Here is a 23965-nt window from a genome sequence, read left to right on the forward strand (position 1 = left end):
AAAATTATTGGTAAGTTACCAGCCGCCACCTCCCCCTCCGCCTCCGCCACCGCCGGAGAACCCTCCTCCACCTGATCCGCTCCCTGAACTGGAAGGTTTTGTAGATGCAGACTGGATAGATTGCGTGAAACTTGAGTTTAAAGTATTCGCAAATAAATAATGATTCATTACGCCTCCATAATACCAGGTGTTATTATATTCAGCTGATGTTCTTTTCAACAGGTCATCAAATTTCTGTCCCCAAATCTGGTCCACTCCCATCACCATGGCAAAGGGAAGCAGGGTCTCGAAAACCTGCGGAGTCATTTGAGGTGGATTATGGAATTTTATCTGTTCATTTTCTGCTGCTCCCATATACATTTTGAAACCGTCTATTAATGATTGTTTTCTTAACTTTTCTTTTGATGGCTGTTTTATTAAATATTGATAAAGCAGCATTATCGAAAACGCCAGAACAAGAAAAATATAACATACACTGAAATTTATACTTTCTGCACCAGTACTTTCCTGAGAAACAACTCCGATTACTCCCAGGATAATACTCATGGGAATAGGAATAAGGAATAAAAGTTTCCATGATAACTTCTTCGCAAAGAATGCTATTAAAGCGAATACAACAAAAAGAATAATATATAAAAGTACTCCGGCAAATACTCTTTCAAATTCAGGTAACAGGGTATAACTTACAAATAAACCCAGACCATATAAAAGCGTAATCAAAAACCACGGAAGTAATAACTTTTTCGAATTATTTCCTTCATTTAAAAAGTCTTCATGCTGAAATTTCAGAGTCTCTTTGAAATTGAGAACTGCTGTTTCAATTTTCGAATTATATTTTCCGTCAAACTTTACAGAATTTTCAGATTCCGAAAACAGACTGTTCATCAGATTGATTTCTTCTTTAGAAAGGGATTCATCTGCCGGTTTCAGCTTTTCCAGCGTAAAAGTTTTGGTATTGAAGAATCCTAAAACACCGGAATCTTCCCCTTCAATAATCTTAACATAGCCTTTTACTGCAAGATTCACGACAGCAGCCGTAAGATATTTATTTTTGAAACTTTCGGAATTGATGTACCCCATTGAAGCTGGCGAAAGGTTTTCAGGAACATTGAACTGAGGATAAACTGTAGGTGTTTCAGGATCTACTCCATATTTTCTCCATGTCGAATAAAGATACATCATCAATGCTAAAAACACAGTACATCCTCCAATCAGGATCCCATATTTTTCAGAAAAAGTCGGAGGTGGCGGCGGTACCATAATTCCCTTTTTGAAACCTACTGCAATAGTAAGACCTTCATTAGCCCGAAGTCCTGACGCACTCCACTCTATGGAATGATCAGAAAGTACTTTGACAGTACAATTCTGACTGTTGCTGCCATACTCTCCGGTATAACAGGAGTTTTGAATAATACCGGCACCATCCGGAAGATTGACTCTGGCAGAAATAGAATCTACATCAAAATCCCAATAAGTCCCGTTGACATTCCAGTAAAACTCATCATATTTCGGGAAAAATCCGATCTGGTTTTCAGTACTGTACTTTATTTCATAATCATAGGTTCCGGGATCCAGAATAATATCTTTATTTCCGGCATATATTTTTAAATATCCATCCTCAGTCTTTTCATGATAGTTCTCATCGATGCCGTTTTTTTTAACTGAAATGATATCGTATCTTACTTTATGTGTTTTATTATTTAAATTTCTTGATAAAGGTAAGGCTCGGAAAATACCTCTTTTGATATTATTTCCAAGACTATACACTTTAATATGCTCTGTAACAGTAATTCCTGATTTCTTATTCACATCAATATCTGAGTGAAAAGAAATAATCTTTTCGGGCCCTATGATGGATAACTGATCTGTCCTGCCCAATTCATTTTGAGCAAAGGCTACGAAAAAAAACTGAAGAAGGAAAAGCTGTAACAACTTCTTCATTTCTTAGAATTTTACGGTGGGAACTTCTCTTTCTGCAATATTATCCAGTTCGAAGAAAGGTGATTTTTCAAATTTGTACATATTGGCAATAATATTACTTGGGAAAGATTCCACCAGAGTGTTGTTTTCACGGACAGTTCCGTTATAATATCTTCTGGATTTCTCAACATCATTTTCTATAGAAGTCAGCTCACTTTGCAGCTGCTGAAAATTGGTATTGGCTTTAAGATCGGGATATTGTTCTGCTACGGCAAATAAATTCATCATTGCCTGATTCAGATTTTTTTCTGCTGCTTCCTTAGACTGAACAGAGTCTGCCCCTACAGCCTGAGTCCTCGCTCTTATGACACTATCGAGAGTTTCGCGTTCGTGAGTTGCATAGCCTTTTACAGTTTCCACAAGATTAGGAATAAGGTCATGACGTTTTTTAAGCATCACATCAATGCTGCTCCACGCCTCCTGAACGAGATTTCTCAGCTTCACAAGACGGTTGTAGATTGACACTGCATACAAAATGCACGCTGCAATTAAAATAATAATAACTATACTCATAAATTTTATGTTTTTATATCCTTTAAAAGTACTCTTTTTTTGAATCAGAAATGAAAATTTACCAATGCAATAGAATTATTTTAATAGAATTCTCTTTTAAGAAATAAGAATGTTAGTCGAATGAAAGAAAAACAAACCAAAAGCAAAGAATTCCATTTAGAAAAAATCCGGACATAAAAAAAGCACCCGGAAAAACCGGATACTTATTGTAATTAAAACTATATGAATCTCCCTTAAAAATACTTACGGCAGTTGTACTCCACCATGGTATTTAAAAGTTTATTTTTATTCAGATACAACTCCAACTGCTGGTAGTCCTCTGAATTGACATTAATATATAACTGTACTGAACCAAAACTGTTTCCATTCACGTATTCTACATTGGCAGACAACACCTTATGGCAGATCCCAAACTGATTATAGATGGCATTCATTAAATGTTCAAATTTCATTTTACCATTCAATTCTATTTCAAGGATCAGTTCTTTTTTAGGCAGACCGATGGTATTATTCGGTATTATCTGCAGCGTAGGATTAGGTGTAATCATCACTAAACAATTTTTTGGTTAAACATTTTCTAGATCATGGTTGCTTTCTTGCGTTAAATCTTTGACAAAAATATAAAAAATTATTAGTCCACCAAATTAGTAGACTAATAATTTTAAATTTTAACACTTTTTTTTCAGGATCAAAATCAAATCAGATTGATTATTCAGATAAAGGGCGTCTTATTATTGGATGAAAAATAAAAAAATGCCCCTAAAGATCACTGAAATCTCAAGGGGCAATATCATCAGGCAGTATTTAAAACTCCCCTATTCTTTCCAGTTTTTCGGAAGCAGCCAATCCATTGGGATTACATCCTGGTTTTCCTTCCGGAACTTCAAGATTTTTCTTTTTGTAAAATTCTGTCCAGAATTCGTTGGTCTTTCCCGTCTTTGGATCAATGAATGTCATTGGTTCCAGTTTAAAAATGCCGTTTTCTCTGAAAGCCCTTTCAATATAATCTGAGCAGTAATACGAGTTTTCATCCAAAATATAATTGAAATTATAGGGTTTTCCAAGCATAGATTCTGCTTTTTTAAGAGCAGGCGTAACAGATTTCTGATACTCAGGTTTCAAACGGTAGATGACAACTTTCTGCCCGTCATTCAACTGGTCTTTAAGGAAAGATGCCAGATCCTGTTTTTGAGAACCTCCTTTCGGTGCGGCATGCAGTACATACCATCGGTTATTCTCTTTTTCTGCAATTCCTATATGATCAAATGATGCTTCTTTCTGTTTTTGAGTGACATTATTGATTGCTCCAGAAAGTCCGGTTTCTTTTGCCATGACGAAAAGCAGATCTCCATTCTTCAGCTTTCCGCTTGTAGAATGAGAAGCACAATATTGCAATAGAAGCAATACGGCAAAGAAAAGAATGGCAGTACATGTATTTCTTATTTTCTGAGATGGGTCTTTTTTGAATGTAATCATAGCGGGCTTATCATTGAGCGGTCAAATTTACAAATTGCATTCTTTATATGTATGTAAAAATACTTGATTACCTTTGCAGGACAGTAATAAAACCTGACTTCTATGCCTCATATCCTGTTAGTTGAAGATGATAAAAGACTTTCGCAGCTGATTGCGAGAGGACTGATGGAAAATGATATGGAGGTAAACACAGCTACTGATGGTGAAACAGCCCTGAAGCTGGCTGAATTACTGAACTTCGATCTCATTATTACAGACATTATTCTTCCCCGCAAAAACGGATTGGAATTCTGTAAAGAGATTAAGGTCCTAAAACCTGAAATCCCGGTTATCATGCTTACAGCACTAGGAACCACAGATGACAAACTGGATGGTTTTGATTCAGGAGCCGATGATTATCTTACAAAACCGTTTGAGATGCGTGAACTTACAGCCAGAGCTAAGGTTCTGCTTAAGAGATATTCTACTTACCGTCCGGAAACCTCATCAATGCTCCAGTATGAAGATATTGAAATGGATCTGAAATTGAAAACCGTCACCCGCTCCGGAAGTCCGGTAAAACTTACCCCAAAAGAATTCAATCTGATGAAGTTTCTGCTTGAAAATCCTGAAAGGGTTCTTTCCCGTCATGAGATCGCAGAAAATGTCTGGGACACGCATTTTGACACAGGTACAAATTTTATTGATGTTTACATTAATTATATCAGAAAAAAAATAGACCGAAACTTTGAGACCAAGCTGATTCATACCAAAGCAGGTATGGGTTTCATTTTGAAAAAAGACTACGAAGGCAGTTCCAATATTTAAAAGATCCGGTATGAAAGTTAGGACCAGACTTACTTTACTGTTTACATTAGTGACCGCCATGCTTATCAGCTTTTATGGCGCGGCTGTCTACTATTCCTCAAAAGAAGCCAGGGAAACTTCATTTTATACGGAACTTAAAAGTGAAGCAGTTGCCAAAGCCAACCTGTTTTTCCAGGGTGCTTTAAGCGAAAAGGAAATGCATGAGCTTTACAAAAACAATACACAGACTTTAAGCGAGGTTCAGGTCGCTATTTATGATTCCGGTTTCCATTTGGTGTATCATGATGACTCAAAAGTGGACTATGTAAAAGAGAATCCGGCAATGCTCTCAAAGATCTTTAAAAGTAAGCAGCTGTTTTTCTTTTTAGATGATCTTCAGGTGGCGGGAATAGTGTATTCTCATAACGGAAAGCAATATGCCATTACAGCTGCTGCCTATGATCAATATGGCTACAACTCCATTAATCATTTGCTGACCATCAGCATTATTTCATTTATCATTATCCTCTTGCTTATTTATCTGGCGGGTCTTTTTCTTTCGAAAAAAGCACTCAGTCCCGCAGTGAAAATGGTAGAACAGATCCAACGGATTAATGCAGGAAAACTACAGTTGAGACTGGATGAATCTGAAGAAAAAGGAGAATTTCACGAACTTGAAAAAAACTTCAATCAAATGCTGGAAAGACTGGACCATTCTTTCAGTACACAAAAACATTTTGTTTCCAATATTTCCCACGAACTGAATACCCCGCTTGCTGCCATGACTGCCGAGCTGGAACTGGCTCTTCAGAAAAATTACACCCCGGACGAATATCAAAAGATCATCAGCAATGCCCTAACAGATGTGAAAAATATGAGTAAGCTGTCCGGAAGTTTAATGGATCTTGCCAAAGCCAGCTATGACCCTGCAGAAATCAGTTTTTCGGAAATCAGAATTGATGAAATCCTGATGGATTCTTATGCTAAAACCAGAAAAGAAAATCCCCAGTATACCATCAGTCTGAATATTGATCCTGAGATGGATGAGCAGAAACTGATCCAGACAGGAAATCCATATCTTCTTTTGGTGGCATTCAACAATCTTATCGATAACGCCTGTAAATATGCTTCGGATGGGACCTGCCTGATAGATGTTGCGATCGTTTCCAACCATCTTTCGGTCAAATTTATGAATAATGGAATGCCTGTTTCAGCACAGGATCAACAAAGCATATTCAAACCTTTTTACAGAGCAGAAAACTCATTTAATAAAAAAGGATACGGAATAGGACTGTACCTTACCCAAAAGATCATCGATCTACACAACGCCCGAATCGTGGCTTTTTCCCATGAAAACACCACTACCTTCCATATTATTTTTGATATGTATGGGGTGTAGATACAAGATATCAGACATTAGATGTCAGATATTAGAAGTTAGATATTTAGCCACAATATCAACTTCAGCATCCAAAACTTCTAACTTCTAACTTCTAACTTCTCTAATAGAATTCTAATAACTTTCTAAAGCATCTCTAACGGCTTACCACAGCCGTTACTTCTACTTTTGCAGGAAAATAATTCAAACTATGGACACCGATCCTTCCAGTTATTGTCAACCTTAAGGCTTTTCTGAGCATGCTTTTTCTGTATGCCTGAATAAAGGCCTGCAAAAAGAAAAAGTTATGAATACATTAGAATTTGCTATCCGCTTACTGACCGCTCTTATTTTGGGTGCATCAATCGGCTTTGAAAGACAGTGGCATCAGAAGAATGCTGGCCTCAGAACCAATACACTGGTATGTTTAGGATCAGCAGCATTTGTTTTATTATCCCTTAGAATCGGAGGTGATGCGACCGGAAGAATAGCCTCATACATCGTCAGTGGCATTGGTTTTCTTGGCGGAGGTGTGATCATGAAAGACGGGCTCACCGTACGTGGACTGAATACCGCTGCAACGATCTGGTGCTCTGCCTCTGTAGGTTCACTGGCTGCTTTGGGGTTTGTGGCCGAAGCAGGAATCACTGCTGGTTTTATTATCCTCATCCATACCATATTGCGACCTTTGGGGAAGACCTTAGGCTCAAAAACTATCCGTACAAGCACCTCCGAATATCTTATTACGATTAAATGCAGAACTGAAATTGAAAACCATGCAAGAGTATTGCTCATGCAGTCTTTCAATTCAACCGATCAGGTCTTATTAAAATCACTAACCAGCAACGATACTGAAACACCCGAAAACATTATTATTTCGGCCGAGGTATATTCTTCTTCCCCTCAAGACAGCATCATCGAAAAAGCGATCAGCAGACTTACTCTGGAGGACAAAATCACCAGAGTAAGTTGGGAGATTATCGGAACCGAAAACGATTTATAAACTTAAAACTCAATGTAAAATGATTCTTCAAAATAATCCAAGACTTATGAACATATTCGCTATGAAAACATTATTCTTATTCCCCATTCTCATCCTGATTATTTCCTGTCATGATAAAAAAACCGAACCTCAGCAGAAAGAGACGTTCAGGATTGAAGGAAACCATGTTACCATAACGGACAACAATCCGGTATTAAAGAAAATTTTGACTGAAACCGTTACAGAACAGGAATACAGCAACGCGATTACATCCGCAGGAACCATCGAAACCATTCCGAATAATTATGCAGAAATCGCAAGTCCTTTTTCGGGAAGGGTTATCAGATCCTTTGTGAATATTGGACAAAGCGTTCGTGCAGGAAGTCCTATTTTTGAGATTCTTGCTCCAGGATACTCTTCCGTTCAAAAGGACTATTCCGATGCGTTGAATGATGTACGTCTTGCAGAAAAAAACTACAAACGCCAACAGGATTTGGTCAAACATGGTGTCGGCATACAAAAGGAACTGGAAGAAGCTGAAACGGAATATCAAAATAAAAAGACTTCCCTATCCAACGCTTCCTCAACATTAAATGCTTATAACAGTAAGGGTTCAGGAGGAACTTATATGGTAAAAGCACCGATCAGCGGAGAAATTATTTCCAGCAAAATTGTCACCGGACAGTATCTGAAAGAAGATTCTGAACCAGTCGTAACAGTCGCTGAACTTTCAAAAGTATGGATCACGGGCTCTGTAAAAGAGAAGGACATTCGCTTCATCAGTCAGGGAGATCCCGTATCTGTGAAAGTCAATACCTATCCTGATATGGAGATCACCGGAAAAGTGTATCACATCAGTGAACTGGTAGATGAAGATACACGAAGTATTAAGGTTCTGATCCAATGTGATAATCCACAAAGAAAATTAAAACCTGGAATGTTCGCAGCCATTACTTATTCGGCAGGAACAGAAAAAGCAGTGGTCATTCCTTCCGGTGCATTAATGCAGCAGGGGGACCAGCAGTACACATGGATAAAAACAGGAGTCAGCAGCTTTACAAAACGTATCGTTATTCCAGGCAATACTTCTGAAAAAAAAGTAAGAATCCGTTCTGGACTTCAACCCGGAGATATCATCATGGTTCAGGGAGGAATTTATATGCCGGATACAAAATAATAACCTTTGAAAAGTCGGAATCTTCATTGTCCGTACTATTAAATCAATCTTATGAAAAGATTACTCACACTCTCTATACAGAAGAGATGGCTGATGCTTGCCCTCTTCCTGCTGCTAGGAATTTTCGGATATTATTCCTGGACCAAACTCTCTGTGGAAGCTTATCCTGATATTGCCGACACTACTTCACAGGTAGTCACTCAGGTTCCCGGGCTTGCTGCTGAAGAAATAGAACAGCAGATCACGATTCCTCTGGAAAGATCACTTAACGGTCTGCCGGGAATGCATATTATGAGGAGTAAAAGCACCTTTGGACTATCTATTATCACAATGGTTTTTGATGATGGTGTCGATGATTACTGGGCAAGACAACGCATCCAGGAACGACTTTCCGAGGCAGAACTTCCGTACAATGCTCAGCCGGGACTTGATCCTTTAACCTCTCCTGTAGGAGAAATTTACCGCTATATTATCGAGGGTAACGGCCAAAGTCTGAGAGAACTTACTGATTTGCAGAATTTCGTCATCATTCCAAAAATCAAACAGGTCACCGGTATTGCAGACGTGACGAACTTTGGCGGAATCACTACACAGTTCCAGATTGAGTTGGATCCTCAAAAGCTTGATCAATATGGACTTTCTTTATCCGAGGTCACAGAAACGATTACCAAAAATAACAGCAATGCAGGGGGAAGCATGCTCCCCAGGGGAGATCTTGCGTATGTCGTCCGCGGAATAGGACTGATCAAAGATCTGGATGATCTGGGAAAAATCGTCATCAAAACAGAAAAAGGCGTGCCTATTTTTTTAAATGATGTAGGAACCCTGAAATACGGTAATATAGAAAGAAAAGGCATCCTGGGATATACAGACAGAAAAAGAAACTACAACGAAAGTGCAGGAGGAATTGTATTACTGCTGAAAGGACAGAATCCGTCCTCTGTTTTAAAAGATGTTCATACAGCTATTGATGAGCTCAATGGGAGTATTCTTCCCGCAGGAGTTAAAATTCATTCGTATCTGGACAGAACCGATCTGGTGAATACAACTTTGACAACTGTAACCCATACTTTAACGGAGGGTATTGTTTTAGTCATTATTATTCTGATTGTATTTCTGGGAAGCTGGAGAGGAGCATTACTTGTCGCCATTACCATTCCTCTCTCACTGCTTATTGCATTCATCCTGATGTACTTTACCAATATCCCTGCTAATCTTTTGTCATTAGGCGCTATAGACTTTGGAATCATTGTAGACGGATCAATCGTCATGCTGGAAGTTATTTTAAAAAAGAGAGAAGAAGAACCGGAAAAAGAACTGGAAGAAAAAACAATTATCCAGAGAGCTACAGAAATTGCGAAACCTATCTTCTTTTCCACCATTATAATCATTACGGCCTATCTTCCTCTGTTTGCTTTTGAGCGGGTAGAAAAGAAACTTTTCACACCGATGGCTTTTACCATTGGATATGCCTTACTTGGAGCTTTAGCTGCAGCACTGATATTAATTCCGGGGCTGGCGTATGTTATTTACAAAAAGCCTCAGAAAATATTCCATAACCGATGGCTTGAAAAAATAAGCAGTCTTTATGGTAAAAGAATTGACAGGATCATAAACACTCCAAAAAAAATGCTGATTCCCGCAGGTGTCATCCTGCTTGCTGCTGGTTTCCTTTGTGCTATGGTCGGTAAAGACTTTCTTCCGGAACTGGATGAAGGCTCCATATGGCTGCAGGTACAGCTCCCTCCGGGAATTTCACTGGACAAAGCTAAGGAAATGAGTGATGCATTGCGTACTGAGACCATGAAACATTCTGAAGTCACTTATGTGATGGTTCAGGCAGGAAGAAACGATGACGGGACCGATCCATGGACCGCTTCTCACTTTGAAGTTTCTGTAGGAATAAAACCTTATAAGGAATGGGCTTCCGGAAAAACCAAAGCTGACCTCATCAAAGAACTTGCTGATGATTATAAAAATATGCCGGGATTCTCAGTAGGATTCTCCCAACCCATGATCGACGGGGTTATGGATAAAATCTCCGGTGCCCACAGCGAACTGGTAGTAAAAGTGTATGGAGATGATTTTAGCGGAACAAGGAAAATTGCAGAACAGATCCTTTCCACCCTAAAAAAGATTCCGGGATCTGTAGATCTTGCTATTGATCAGGAACCTCCGCTTCCCCAGCTTCAAATCATTGCAGATCGTGATAAAATCGCTCAGTATGGACTGAATGTTTCCGATGTTGCAGACCTCATAGAAACCGCTTTGGGAGGAAAGGCGATCTCACAGATCTTCATTGGCAATAAGGTTTATGACATTTCGTGCCGGTATGCCGAAGACAGCCGTAATACTCCGGATAAAGTAGGAAATCTTATGCTGACTTCAGCTTCGGGAGCCAAAATACCTTTATCACAAGTCGCTGAGATCAAATTAAGCACCGGCGAAAGTACAATCACCAGAGAAATGAATAAGAGACACCTCACCGTAAAACTAAATTTAAGAGACCGTGATCTTTCTTCTTTTCTGACGGAGGCACAGAGTACTATTGAGAAAAATATCCGCTATGACCATCAAAAATATCAGATCAAATGGGGCGGTCAGTTTGAGAATAAGAACAGAGCTTATTCGCGATTGGCTTTTATAGTTCCACTGGCATTATCTGTAATGTTCCTGTTACTTTATGGGGCATTCGGAAGCTTCAGACAGGCGCTCGTCCTGATGAGCATTATTCCTCTTGCTTTATTTGGCGGAATGCTGGCGCTGAATCTCCGGGGAATGACTTTAAATGTATCTTCCGCAGTTGGATTTATTGCGCTGTTTGGAGTTGCGGTACAAAACGGAGTAATCATGGTATCCCATATCAATACACTCAGAAAGCAGGGATTTGATTTAAAAACTTCGGTTACAAAAGGAGCAGAAGACCGCTTCAGGCCTGTCCTGATGACCGCTTCCGTTGCCGTCATAGGATTATTTCCGGCATCATTGGCTACAGGAATAGGTTCTGATGTGCAGAGGCCTTTGGCTACAGTGATCGTCTATGGACTTATGTTTTCTACACTCCTTACTTTATTCATCCTGCCGGCAATTTATTATCTCGCAGAGTATCATTTTGACAAACAAAAATTAACATCAGATGAAGTCTAAAATCATTTTTATCATATCATTCGGGATCTCTTTTCACTGCTCTTTGAAAGGCCAGGAGAAGGAAATCTTAAATTTCACCGCTTATCTGAACGAGGTCAAAGAAAAAAATCTAGGCTATGCAGCTCAGAAATACAATATCAGTATGGCCGAAGCTTCTATCCTGACCGCGGGAATCTTTCCGGACCCTCAGCTTGAAATGGAAACCTCAGACAATGGGGTTTCCAAAAAGATGGGTTATACAATAGGAACTTCATTAAGCTGGACTCTGGAACTTGGAAACAAAAGGAAAGCAAGGATAGAGTCAGCAAAGAATCATGCAGAATATTCGAAGCTTCAGCTTCAGGACTTTTTAAGAAATTTAATCGCGGATGCTTCCCTGGGATATATTGAAGCTTTAAAAGCAAAAGCTCTTGTGGAGGTTCAGAAAGATTCTTATCTCAGCATGCAGCAACTCGCCAAATCAGACAGCATCAGATACAAACTGGGAGCTATTACTCTTGTCGCCTCCAGACAAAGCAGACTGGAAGCTTCTTCTTTACTGAATGATTTGTACATGACAGAAAGCAGCAGCAAGCAGGCGCTTTCCTCCCTTTCAATTTTCATGGGAACAGTTGCAGAAGAACATGACATCAAGGGAGATTTGCATGCTTTTAACAGAGAGTTTAATCCTGAGGATCTTATTCTGGAGGCGGTTACTACCAGGGCAGATCTGCTTGCATCAAAACAGAACATCAATACTGCAGCCAGCTTGGTGAAACTTGAAAAGGCTAATCGTGTCATCGATCTGGGCCTGAGTTTAGGAGCTGAACATCATACCTGGGCAACGAATGAAATTGCTCCCTCACCCGCTGTCAATGCAGTTAAAATTGGAGCCAGTATTCCGCTGAAGTTTTCAAACCGGAGAAATGCTGATCTTAAAATAGCTGAAATGGGTCGAATGCAAGCCGAAACAGAATACAAACAGATTGAAAACAGCATCCTGGCAGAAGTCAGACAGGCCTATCAGCAGTATCAGGCAACACAGAAACAGTTGAAACAGTTTGATCATGGTATGCTTTCGGAGGCTAAAAATATTCTTGATGGAATCAGCTACAGTTATCGGAGAGGTGAAAGTTCAATTCTTGAAGTCCTGAATGCCCAGAGAACCTATAATGACATCAGACAGCGTTATATTGAAACTCTTGCCGATAACGCCACGGCACTTATAGAACTGGAACGCAAAACGGGACTATGGGATATTGATTTTTAATAGGAATGACACCTCTTTAACAATACTCGCAGTTTGCAATAAACGTTATCTTTTAATACAGGGCCTATTTCTTTTTGGGAACAGGCTCTTTTGTTTTTTTAAACTGAGTTTCATATCTGTCAATCCAATCTTTCACAGCCATTTTTTTACTGAGTTCTGCAATGAGTTCAAAAGGAATATCATCCGTTTTTTTGAAGCGGATACAGGATTTCCCCATATCCAGTTTTCGTTTTGAATATTTAGGATATTCGCTGACAAACCAATCGAGTAATTCAGGGTCTGCATAGATTCCCATATGATACAGTGCAATGAAATTTTTCTGAGAAGCCAGTCCCATAAAAGGCAGCGGTGAGCCAGGCGTACAGTGGTATCCGGCAGGGTAAGTTTCCAGAGGAACATCCCAACCTACCATCCCGTAACTGACAGCTTCCTGAAAGCCCTTCGGCAAATTGGCACTCACGGTATTAAACAATTTCTTAAATACCTCCTGTCTTTCCTCAGGAATTTTAGAGATATAATCGGCTACAGAGTCAGCTGGAATTTGCATTTTGTTCAAGTTTTATATTCTTCCAAAATAACAAAATTTATGGACATTCTGATTCAAAAATTTAATCCACAAAAAAAGCGGCAGTACATCAATGCACTGCCGCCCAACTTTATTGACATTAAAAAAAATTATTTTTTGATCGTCTTCACAGTAGACTGCGATCCGTCTTTGAAATAAATCGTAACAAAATACAAACCTGTATTCAGCATATTAAGATCAAGTTCTTTCACTGATCCGGTGAAAGTTTTCACGGTTCTGCCTGAAGCATCTCCTACCGTCACAGATTTCACCTCTCTGCTATCTGAAATATAAAGTACATCTTTAAATGGATTAGGATGAACGGATACTTTCTTTACATCCTTTTTTACTTCTAAAGTGCTCAACTGGGCATTTTCAACGGTAAAGTTATCCACATAAAAATTATAGTCAGGATCATCATTTACTGTTCCATCTGTTCCGTAAAAAGCAAATACGGTATTGGCACTGTTGTATCCCGTTAAAGTGTATACATACTGCGTAGATTCATTGGTTGGTGCATTAGACTCATTCCAGGTCTCCAGAACAGTCCATGTGGTTCCGCCATCATTGGAAACCAAAAACTGAATAATATCATCTGAGCCCATTGGTGAAGCATCGGTACTCGCATAAGCAGCTACTCCATAATCAAATTTCACTTTATAGGTAGCTCCGGAAAGGTTAAAAGGCAACGTTTTAAGCCAGCCTGTTCTTCCGGTATTATATAAATTAATCGTGGCAGATCCGCCAGATCCTGTCCCCAGGAATCCTCCCGACTCCCAGTAAGCGGTTGTTCCGCTAGGGCCTGTAGCAGGGGTACCTCCTGAAAGATTTCTGGTCCAGCATGTTCCAGGGAAACTACTGAAATCATTAGTATAAGATGGAACTACAGTTCCGCATAAAGTAGTAAATGTTCCTGATAACGACCAGCCACTCTGAGCTGTCGCACTACTGCAATGGGTTCTTACCCAATAATAGTAAACCGTACTTGATGATAATGATGGAATAGTAAAGGAAGTTCCTGTAATTCCTGTATGATTTGGTGCCGTTGAAGTTGTTGGAGCAGTGTTGGTAGTACTGTAATACACATCATAGCTTACCGCCTGAACACTGCCTGGTACCGTCCATGAAACCTGAGCAGAACTTGACGTAAGGGTTCCCACAGGCTGAAGTGTAGGAGCAACACAATCAGTATACGCATCTGCTGAAAAAGCAAAAACATTAGCAATTCCTGATCCGCTTACCTTGGTTACCGTAATACTTTGAATAGGTTTCGTCTGGTTGGCCGCATCAATAGTCAACATACTCTGATACAGTCTCGGATTGGTAGAATTTGCTTCCAAAACATTATTGTTTCTATTGATCCTTCCAATTCCACGAATGGCGTAGTTGCCCCCATCATACCAGTCTGAGATACTTACTCCCGAGAATGTCTGTGAGGTAGTATCGGTAAAGTTTACAGTTACATTAACTGTACATGGCCCACTCCCGCCCGTAGCAAGCATATATACTTTAAAAGCAGCAAGTGGTGTTACAAATGCCAGTGTTCCACTATTGCTTCCCGCAGTATTACTGGCAATTTTCAGGGAGTTGTTTCCGTACAGATCTCCCAGGTTAAAGCTTAATCCCGGTGTAGAAGCCACGGCAGAATTAATGATGCCGTTAACCGGAAGTCCATAAGTAATAGGTGTACTTGTAGCGGTAAGTTTAAAATCTCTCGCTACAAACGCAAACGATACTCCGTCAACATCCTCCGACGTAGAGTTTGACGCAGGACCCACATCGTTAGCAATGACATCTGCCGTATATCCCGACTGGACAGGCATTGGCTGAAAATTTTGGGCACTCAGAACCGATGCCGCAAAAAGAGCTATAGCAGGTAAAGCTCTAAAAGGTAATTTTACTTTCATGATTATTTTTTATTATCGTCGAAATTTAATAAAAAATACAATACAAAACTGGTATTGTTGTAAAATATTCAAATAAATATCAATAAACTTAAGATATCAACATATTCACCTATATAGAAAAATTACGTTCTAACCAAATATTTTATTCACATTTTAATGTATTATTTTAACAATTTCAATCATTTTGACCTATAACCAATCTCCAACATTTAAATATTTCGAACAAACTGACGACCAGTATCAAGCATAAATTAAAAGGATTACACTGGCAATCAAAAGAACAGGCAACAATCAATTTTAATTTATTGATTTCCAAAACAATTAAAAAGCACTCAAAATGGATAACAGGTTATTTTATTATTGAGAAATTAAATCTTATTTTTGCCATACAAATTTTTTGAACAATGCCGAATATTTCAAACAGAGCACAGCATATGCCGCCATCGCCGGTAAGAAAACTGGTTCCTTACGCTTTAAAAGCGAAACAGCAGGGAATAAAAGTATATCACCTTAATATCGGACAGCCTGATATTGAAACACCGGAAACCGCTTTAAATGCTTTAAAGAACATCGATCTTAAAGTATTGGAATATGCACTTTCTGAAGGTAATATAGAGTACAGAAGAGCCCTTACGGATTATTATCATACTTTAGGGTTTTCGGATCTTACACCCGATAACTTCATTGTAACCAACGGAGGTTCTGAAGCCTTAAATTTTGCAATTTCCACTTTATGTGATGACGGTGATGAAGTGATCATTCCTGAGCCATATTATGCGAACTACAATGGTTTTACCAGTACCTTCAATGTACATGTTGTAGCAGTTCCATCTACGATTGACACAGGTTTTGCTCTTCCTCCGATTGAAGAATTTGAGAAAAAAATTACAGAAAAAACAAGAGCAATCGTTATCTGCAACCCAGGTAACCCTACAGGATATCTTTACACCCGTGAAGAACTTCAGAAACTGGCAGAAATTGCTTTGAAATATGATATCGTTGTGATCTCTGATGAAGTATACAGAGAATATGTTTATGATGGAAAGCAGCAAATTTCTATGTTGGATTTCCCTGAACTAAGCGAAAACTGTATCATCATTGATTCAGAATCCAAGCGTTATTCTATGTGTGGAGTAAGAATCGGATGTATGCTGACCCGTTCTAAAAAGATCCATGATGCAGCAATGCTTTTTGCACAGGCAAGACTGAGCCCTGTTCTTTTGGGCCAGATCGCAGCCACTGCAGCACATCAGAACGACGGAGCTTACATCAGAGCAGTAAGAGAAGAATATACTCACCGAAGAAATGTATTGGTGGACCTTCTTAACGCTATTCCAGGTGTTATTTGTCCTAAGCCAAGAGGAGCATTCTACTGTGTAGCTGAACTTCCTGTAGATGATACTGAGAAATTCGCACAATGGCTTTTAGAAAAATATTCTCTTAATAAGGAAACGATTATGGTAGCTCCGGCAGGAGGTTTCTACAGCGATCCTGAATTAGGAAAAAAACAGGTTAGAATTGCTTATGTCCTTAAAGAGGAAGACCTTAAGAGAAGTGCTGAAATTCTTAAACAGGCTTTGAAAAAATACAGAGAAGAATTTAGTCTCTAAAATATAATCTATGATGCCGGCAATAAAAAACATACCTCTCAAAATATTGTTTTCAATGTTTTTGCTGCCGGCATTTTTTTCCTGTGACCAAAAAAAAGAAAAGACTTTACCCAGTCATAAAGATCCGAATGGAATAACTTTTATCAGTTTATCCAATGTAGGGGGTGACGAGGGAGACTATACAATCATTAAAGTTACCAGAGACTCCATACACGCTGAAAAAGGTATCACTGCCCGCCAGACTCATCAGGAATGGGATTCAGCCATTAGTGTTCAAACCTGGAATCATCTTATTTCCTCGATCAATACTAAAGATCTTGATGAAATAGAAAGCTCACCCAGCAAGCAGTCTGTAGATGGCATCGACGAAACTTTTCAGATCAGAACTCCCAAAAAGTCTCATATCTACGTCAATTCTTATGCAGATACACTGCATTACAAACAGCTGAAACAGTTTAAAGAACAACTCAGCATCATTCTTCCAACAGAATACCAATAATATGCAAGAAAATATTTCCTTAAAACCTTATAATACATTCGGTGTTGATATCAATGCAAAATACTTTATTGAAGTACAAACTATCGAAGAACTTAAGGATGCTGTTAATTACTCCAAAGACCATGCTCTGCAGGTTTTATTTTTAGGAGGTGGAAGCAATATCCTTTTTACAAAAGATTTTGACGGTCTTGCCATTAAACTCAGCCTAAAAGGAATTGACGAAAAAGATATCAATGAGAACGAAATCCTGGTAACAGCAAAAGCAGGAGAAAACTGGCATGAATTTGTGATGTACACCCTGAAAAAAAACTATGGCGGGCTGGAGAATCTTTCTTTGATTCCGGGAAATGTAGGTACTTCACCGATGCAGAATATCGGAGCGTACGGAACTGAAATAAAAGATATTTTTATAAGCTGTACCGTTTTGGATCTGACAGATCTTGAACTTAAAACCTTCAGTCTTGAGCAGTGTCATTTCGGGTACAGGGATTCTATTTTCAAACAGGAAGGAAAAGGAAGACATGTTATTTTGGAAGTTAGTTTTAAATTAACGAAGAAAGATCACCATATCAAAACAGAGTATGGTGCCATAAAAACTGAGTTGGAAAATTCAGCAATCACTCATCCTACCATTCAGGATGTTTCCAAAGCGGTTATCAACATCAGACAAAGCAAACTTCCTGATCCCAAAGAAACAGGAAATGCAGGAAGCTTTTTTAAAAATCCCACAATCCCTCTCGCTCAGTTTGAAGACTTAAAACTAAGATTTGAAAACATTCCAGGCTACCCCAACGGAGACGTTGTAAAAGTACCTGCCGGATGGCTGATCGAGCAATGCGGATGGAAAGGGAAACAGATCGGTAATGTAGCGTCACACAAACTTCAGGCACTGGTCATAGTCAATATGACAGGAAATGCTACAGGCAAAGAAATATTTGATTTTTCTACAGCAATCATCAGTTCAGTACAGGAAAAGTTCGGTATAGAGCTGGAAAGAGAGGTGAATATTATATAAATCCAGCGGGATATTATGTAAACTTTTCTGGATTATATTTCTGATTTTTATCAATTATTTTAATTTATTCTAAATAAGTATTTAATCGTGTTGTTAATTTCAATACTTTTGCGGTCAATTTTATTTAGACAAAATAAAGATGATCAGATTTTTATCTTTCGCTTTCTTTTTCATTTTCTGCACGCAGTTCGTTTATGCCCAAGATGAAAAATCCCAGTTAACCGTTACTGTTTTTAACGAAAAAAGCCAGGAGATTCCAGGAGCCTCCATTACTGTTGACCATCTGTCTGCATCTACAGACAAGAATGGCAGTGCTGCACTCTTATTATCTACAGGAAAGCATTACCTGAAAGTTGTTCATCCGAATTATCAGGAAAAAGAACTGAGCATTACTGTAACCGGTGGGCAGAATTTAACGGTTCAGTTGCAGCCGGTCAACAAACTGGAAGAAGTAGTTGTATTTTCAAAAGAAAGCAAAGGCTTAACCACTAAGTCTATCATAGACAGACAGGCAATGCAGCATTTACAGCCATCAAGTTTTACTGATCTGATGGAGCTGTTACCGGGTGGATTGGCAAGATCTCCCAACCTAAGTGCTGCCAACAAAGCTACCCTTAGAGAAAATACAGGTAATATCGTCAGTGATAAATACAACACATCATCCCTTGGTATTCAGTTTATGATCGATGACAACATCATCAATTCTAATGCTGATATGCAGCTTTCAGTAGATCCAAGACAGTTTTTGGAAGGACCTTTGAGAAGGGAAACCCATTCTTCAGGGGTAGACATGAGAACGATTTCCACCAATGATATTGAAAAAGTGGAAATCATCAGAGGGATTCCTTCCGCTTCTTATGGAGACCTTACTTCGGGATTAATCAAAATAGAACGTAAAATAGGACAATCTCCCTTACAGGCGAGATTCAAAGCAGATGGTTACAGCAAGCAATATTATGTAAGCAAGGGTTTTAAGATAACCGATAAATGGCAACTGAGTGCCAGTATGGATTACCTTGATTCTAAATCTGATCCTACCAATGAATTTGAAAACTATCAGCGTATAACAGCCTCCATCCGTTCAAAAAAGGTATCGACTTTATGGTCAAGACCTTTAGAATGGAGATCCAATATTGACTTCTCAACGAATATTGACAAAAAGAAATATGATCCGGATAACGGATACCCTTCCACGGATAAATATGAATCCAAAAATACAAGAATCAGCCTGACCAACAACTTTATTTATCAGTTAGACAAAGCTTCTTTCTTTAACAGACTTACCTTAAACACAGCGATCCGCCAAGGTTTTGAAAAGATTGATCAGGTAAAACTGATTCAGCTTTCAGGGCCCCGTTCTTTCTCTCTGGCTACTGAGCAGGGTGAAAACGTAGGATTCTATCCTGACCTTCGCTACGTGACCAATTTTTCAACGGAAGGAAAGCCTTTGGACATTACTGCATTTTTCAAAGCCAGCGGTATCAGGAAAACGGGAGGAATTACGCACAGTTATGAGGCAGGACTTGACTGGAGATATTCGAAAAATAACGGACGAGGTCTGCAGTATGACATGAGAACACCCCCGAGTGCAACCGTTAACATAGAAAGACCAAGAGCATATAATGATCTTCCCGCATCCAATCTGTTATCTGCTTTTCTGGGAGACCAGATGAGCTATACTCTTAATCAGCATAAGTTTACTTTATATGCAGGTTTAAGAATGTCAAAAAATTTAGGGATTGACAACTCGTTTGCAATCAGCAAAAAAGTTTTTACAGAACCGAGACTGAATTTCCAATACAGTCTGCCACATCTGATGATCAACAATTATCCTTTAAAGACAGATGTAACTTTAGGGTATGGTCTTTTCTACAAACAGCCTACTCTTCTGATGCTTTATCCTAATAAAGATTATCAGGACTATACTCAGCTGAATTATTATCATAATGACGAGCAATACCGCTACGTTAACTTTATGACCTATGTTCAGTCCAGAGAAAACAAGACAATTGAAGCTGCTAAAAGCATTAAAAAAGAAATACGTTTGGATCTGAGCTATAGAAACCATGAGCTTTTTATCACTTATTTTAAAGAAGATATGACTAATGGTTTCCGTAATATGGTACATACAGCAGCACAGTCTTACAAACAATATGATGCCACCCAGGTAGACCTATCGCAATGGACTCCGAATGGTCCGGACCTTACGAATGTTCCTTATGAATTAAAAACAAACCTCGCATCATATCTGGTCACAGAGAATGGAAGTGAAACCTTAAAACAGGGGATTGAGTTCGGATATACCTCTCCAAGGATCAAAGCTATTAATACCAGATTTACTTTTACCGGTGCGTGGTTCAAAACCCAATACAGAAATTCTATTCCTTTTGCTTTCAAACCCAATGTATCAATTGGCCTGGGACCATTCCCGTATTACGGTATTTATAAAAATGATGACGGATACAATAACTCCAATATCAATTACAATGTATTAATTGACACGTATCTGCCAAGCCTTGACCTGATTGTTTCAGCTTCTGTACAGGGAAGTTTATACAACTACCAAATCAATGACAGAAAAATTGCTGAACCGATCTCCTATTATGGAGCCGACGGTATTATTCATCCTTTCACGGATGCCGACAGAGCAGATATGTACAAGCAGTGGTTGGTAAGAAATGTATCAATAACTGATAATTTGGATCGTAAAACCACTTTTACACTTACCGGAAATATTAAAGTAACTAAAAGTATTTACAAAGCTTTGAAAACTTCACTGTTTGTCAACAGACTTTTCAACTATAGCGCTCCTTACACTTTCAATAATGTAAAAGTATACAGAAGAGGAATGAATACTCCGTATTTCGGAATGGAATTAAATTATAATTTTTAATATATATTAAAAGAAAACAACATGAAAAAAAGAGTTTTACTATTAAGTTTAGCAGCAATGATGACCGCTACATTTACGGTAACTTCTTGCTCCAGTGACGATTTTGGAGTAACAACGACCCAAAAAGGAGCTTTAACTTTGTCTTTTTCGGGAGATAACATTTCTTCTTATAAAACTCTGGATATAGAGCTGAAAGAAGTAAATACAGGAGCTATTATTAAGGGAAAAGTAGAAAATAAGACCGCCTACACTTTTGAGGTGCCTTACGGTTCATATAAAATAACAGTAAATGGTGCCGTTATTTCAGACAATGATGAGGTTGCAGTAGGTGCTTCTGCACAGACTGATATTGCAACAATGGTTACCAATCTGGATATTCCGTTAATTCTAAAAAAATTCCATGACGATTTTATCATTGAAGAAGTATTCTTTACCGGAATCAAAACAGTAGATGGTAAAAATTATAATTCAAGCCGCTACTTCAAATTAACAAACAATACCAAAAATATATTGTATGCTGATAAGCTTGTTCTGGGACAGTCGGAATTCCTGACAACAGATGATAAAAACCCTACACCGTACAACAAAAACCTGGCATTCCCGGTAAAAGCAGTAATGGTATTACCGGGAACAGGAACCGAGTATCCTGTACAGCCAGGCGATTTTATCGTTATCGCAGATAATGCTATTAATCACAAGAGCAACACCAGTACAGCTTACGATCTTCATAATGCAGATTTTGAATTTCCATCTACAAACCCTGCATTAGGACAGGTGGACAACCCTTCTGTACCGAATGCAAAAATCATTTATTCTCAGATGAACTTCAATATGTTCTTCCTTCACGACCGTGGATTTGAAAGCTACATCATTGCACGTATCCCTGCCGGAGAAAATGAAAATACATTCCTTCAGCAGTTTAAGTATGATTACACTTACCAAAACAGTGCTGGCGGAGTTACTTCAAAAAGCGCTTATACAATCCCAAATTCCTGGATTATTGATGGTGTCAACAACAGTATCTCAACCAAATTTGTTCATACCCTGACTTCAGCAAGTATTGACGGTGGATGGACCTCTGTAGGTACAATAGATAAAGATCCTACCCGTTACGGAAAGTCTGTAAGACGTAAAATAACAGGACAAATGACCAACGGTAAAAATCTTTATATGGATACGAATAATTCATCAAATGATTTCACCAAAGACTCGGAGCCAAGTCTTAAAAACGGGATTGTACACTAAAAGTTAGATTACCCAACTATGCTACATACAAAAGCATCTTTCTTATTATTACTGATTGGTTTTTCTTTTACAGCCAAAGCTCAGGACAGTCTGAGTCTTTTTAAGACAATCAATAATCAATACAGCACTGAAAGAAATTTTAAAACTCAACTTTACTCTAATCCGGCATCAATGTCGGATTACAGTTCTGTTTCATTCTCAGAATTCAATGTCGGATATCATGATCGCAATGAAAAAAACTACCGGCAGCAATTAGGAAGTGGCAACAAAGGTTTAACAGTAGAGGCGAAATCTTTTCAAAAACTAAAACCCAACCGATATGTCTGGGGAAATGCCAGCTATCAAAATGTAAAGATCAATTCTGTAAAGTGGAATGAAACTTTAGATTATGAGCGTAATGCTCCGTATATAGCAGCAGACTCTGTAGGAGGTCAACTTAATCTGGAACGCTACCAGTTTGCCGGCGGCTATTTGCAAAAGATAAACCGCTGGACTTTGGCGGGACAGGTTAGCTATGCTGCTCAGCTTGGATACCGTTCTAAAGATCCAAGACTGAGAAGTACAACTTCTGATCTGAAAGTGAATGCCGGACTGAATTACAGAGTTTTCAGAGAATATGAAGTGGGCGTTTTTGGTGAATTGAACAAATACACTCAGAACAACTCTATCAGCTTTCAAAGTTTGTTAGGAAGACCTTATGTATATCAGATGTCAGGATTAGGGTTTTCCAATTATCTTTTTAATGGGGGAACAGCGCCAACCAACACATTTGAAGAGTTTGCTTACAAAGGGGGAATACAGATATCCGGAAAAGGAGGACAGGATTTTTATATTCAGGCATCGGTAGGAACAGGCAACAATCTGAGAAGCTATAATGATGGTTCAGGTACCATGCTTGACATCTCCGATCTGAAAACCGAAAACTTTGAAATAGAAGGGGCTAAATTTTTCAATATTCACGAAAAACACAGAGTGGGTTTACTGGTTAATTACCGAGCTGTAAAAAATACAGGTTCTGAATACGGATATTCCCTGAATACCGTAGCTTTAACCCAGCTTTTTAAAAGACAGGCGTACCGAAGAGAAAATTTTGAAAGTACTGTAAAAGGTTTCTATCAGTATACCGGGAATAATTTTTCCATTACTGCCATTCCTTTTTATGGTTATGAAGAAATTAAAGAAAGGAGATTATTTCCTGATGCTGGACAAAAATTTGTATACTCTTATTTTGGGATCAATGCAGATTTCAAACAGCAGATCACAGATACGCAGATATTCACATTTCAGCCCTACTTTTCCAAAAGAACAGTCACTAAATCCATCAACGCATTGGCTATGACAGGAAATGCAGGAGTAAACGGATGGCTGCAGCAGGATTTCAACTTCCAGGCGAGCGACATTACAACATTGGGTGCATCGGCAAGATATGATTTCAAGCTTGAAAAATTGCCGTCATTCTTTGTAAGTGCAGAATACCAATTACAGAAAATTCAGGAAAAAAACAATAATTTTGTCGGAGGAAGCATAGGAATAACATTTTAGA

At 38.7% G+C, this 23965-nt stretch carries 18 protein-coding genes; 12 read left to right on the forward strand and 6 right to left on the reverse strand.

Annotation, left to right across the window (positions count from 1 at the left end; all coding sequences use genetic code 11):
• Positions 1-15 precede the first annotated feature (15 nt).
• The 4 genes from IW16_RS20420 to IW16_RS20435 all read right to left on the reverse strand — a co-directional run bounded on the left by IW16_RS20420 (position 16) and on the right by IW16_RS20435 (position 3969).
• Positions 16-1941 carry a DUF2207 domain-containing protein gene (locus IW16_RS20420; protein ID WP_051890520.1) on the reverse strand — a complete coding sequence of 642 codons (1926 nt, stop codon included), beginning with the start codon at positions 1939-1941 and terminating at the stop codon, positions 16-18.
• 3 nt (positions 1942-1944) lie between these two features.
• Complete coding sequence (locus IW16_RS20425) at positions 1945-2493, reverse strand: LemA family protein (RefSeq protein WP_034748989.1); 549 nt, start codon at positions 2491-2493, stop codon at positions 1945-1947.
• Positions 2494-2726: 233 nt separating this feature from the next.
• Entirely contained in the window at positions 2727-3041 is a 315-nt protein-coding gene (locus IW16_RS20430; protein ID WP_034748992.1) for an NIL domain-containing protein, read from the reverse strand.
• Positions 3042-3297: 256 nt separating this feature from the next.
• The gene (locus IW16_RS20435; protein ID WP_083536262.1) at positions 3298-3969 is read right to left on the reverse strand and encodes a YiiX/YebB-like N1pC/P60 family cysteine hydrolase; all 672 of its coding nucleotides are present in this window, start codon (positions 3967-3969) and stop codon (positions 3298-3300) included.
• 102 nt (positions 3970-4071) lie between these two features.
• Between IW16_RS20435 and IW16_RS20440 the strand changes: the two genes are divergently transcribed.
• From IW16_RS20440 to IW16_RS20465, 6 genes are all read left to right on the forward strand, one after another.
• Entirely contained in the window at positions 4072-4776 is a 705-nt protein-coding gene (locus tag IW16_RS20440) for a response regulator transcription factor (protein WP_034748995.1), read from the forward strand.
• Positions 4777-4786: 10 nt separating this feature from the next.
• Positions 4787-6154, forward strand: coding sequence for a HAMP domain-containing sensor histidine kinase (locus IW16_RS20445; RefSeq protein WP_034748998.1), 1368 nt, complete (start codon positions 4787-4789; stop codon positions 6152-6154).
• A gap of 286 nt (positions 6155-6440) precedes the next feature.
• On the forward strand, positions 6441-7136 hold the full coding sequence (locus IW16_RS20450; RefSeq protein WP_034749001.1) for an MgtC/SapB family protein: 696 nt from the start codon (positions 6441-6443) through the stop codon (positions 7134-7136).
• 61 nt (positions 7137-7197) lie between these two features.
• Entirely contained in the window at positions 7198-8292 is a 1095-nt protein-coding gene (locus IW16_RS20455) for an efflux RND transporter periplasmic adaptor subunit (RefSeq protein ID WP_034749715.1), read from the forward strand.
• Between the two features lie 51 nt (positions 8293-8343).
• Entirely contained in the window at positions 8344-11439 is a 3096-nt protein-coding gene (locus IW16_RS20460) for an efflux RND transporter permease subunit (RefSeq protein WP_034749004.1), read from the forward strand.
• The gene (locus IW16_RS20465) at positions 11429-12688 is read left to right on the forward strand and encodes a TolC family protein (protein WP_034749007.1); all 1260 of its coding nucleotides are present in this window, start codon (positions 11429-11431) and stop codon (positions 12686-12688) included. The genes IW16_RS20460 and IW16_RS20465 overlap by 11 nt, the downstream gene beginning before the upstream one ends.
• Positions 12689-12752: 64 nt before the next feature.
• On the opposite strand, the gene IW16_RS20470 is transcribed toward IW16_RS20465, so the two are convergent.
• Together IW16_RS20470 and IW16_RS20475 are read right to left on the reverse strand one after the other, a co-directional pair.
• Positions 12753-13235: a DUF1801 domain-containing protein gene (locus tag IW16_RS20470; RefSeq protein ID WP_034749010.1), complete on the reverse strand. Its 483-nt coding sequence runs from the start codon at positions 13233-13235 to the stop codon at positions 12753-12755.
• Between the two features lie 128 nt (positions 13236-13363).
• Positions 13364-15160, reverse strand: coding sequence for a T9SS type A sorting domain-containing protein (locus IW16_RS20475; RefSeq protein ID WP_034749013.1), 1797 nt, complete (start codon positions 15158-15160; stop codon positions 13364-13366).
• Positions 15161-15564: 404 nt separating this feature from the next.
• Between IW16_RS20475 and IW16_RS20480 the strand changes: the two genes are divergently transcribed.
• The 6 genes from IW16_RS20480 (at position 15565) to IW16_RS20505 (ending at position 23964) form a co-directional block, all read left to right on the forward strand.
• On the forward strand, positions 15565-16770 hold the full coding sequence (locus IW16_RS20480; RefSeq protein WP_034749016.1) for a pyridoxal phosphate-dependent aminotransferase: 1206 nt from the start codon (positions 15565-15567) through the stop codon (positions 16768-16770).
• A gap of 10 nt (positions 16771-16780) precedes the next feature.
• Positions 16781-17269 (forward strand): hypothetical protein, encoded by a 489-nt coding sequence (locus IW16_RS20485; RefSeq protein WP_223878228.1) that lies wholly within the window; start codon positions 16781-16783, stop codon positions 17267-17269.
• Position 17270: 1 nt separating this feature from the next.
• Positions 17271-18284, forward strand: a complete 1014-nt coding sequence (gene murB, locus IW16_RS20490; RefSeq protein WP_034749021.1) for a UDP-N-acetylmuramate dehydrogenase — start codon at positions 17271-17273, stop codon at positions 18282-18284.
• A 139-nt stretch (positions 18285-18423) separates the two neighbouring features.
• Positions 18424-21177, forward strand: a complete 2754-nt coding sequence (locus IW16_RS20495) for a TonB-dependent receptor (RefSeq protein ID WP_034749024.1) — start codon at positions 18424-18426, stop codon at positions 21175-21177.
• Between the two features lie 21 nt (positions 21178-21198).
• A complete protein-coding gene (locus tag IW16_RS20500; protein ID WP_034749028.1) occupies positions 21199-22422 on the forward strand; it encodes a DUF4876 domain-containing protein in 1224 nt (407 codons plus the stop codon).
• Positions 22423-22440: 18 nt separating this feature from the next.
• Positions 22441-23964: a DUF6850 family outer membrane beta-barrel protein gene (locus IW16_RS20505; protein WP_034749031.1), complete on the forward strand. Its 1524-nt coding sequence runs from the start codon at positions 22441-22443 to the stop codon at positions 23962-23964.
• Position 23965 lies beyond the last annotated feature (1 nt).

The organism is Chryseobacterium vrystaatense (assembly GCF_000737765.1).
Lineage (GTDB): Bacteria > Bacteroidota > Bacteroidia > Flavobacteriales > Weeksellaceae > Chryseobacterium > Chryseobacterium vrystaatense.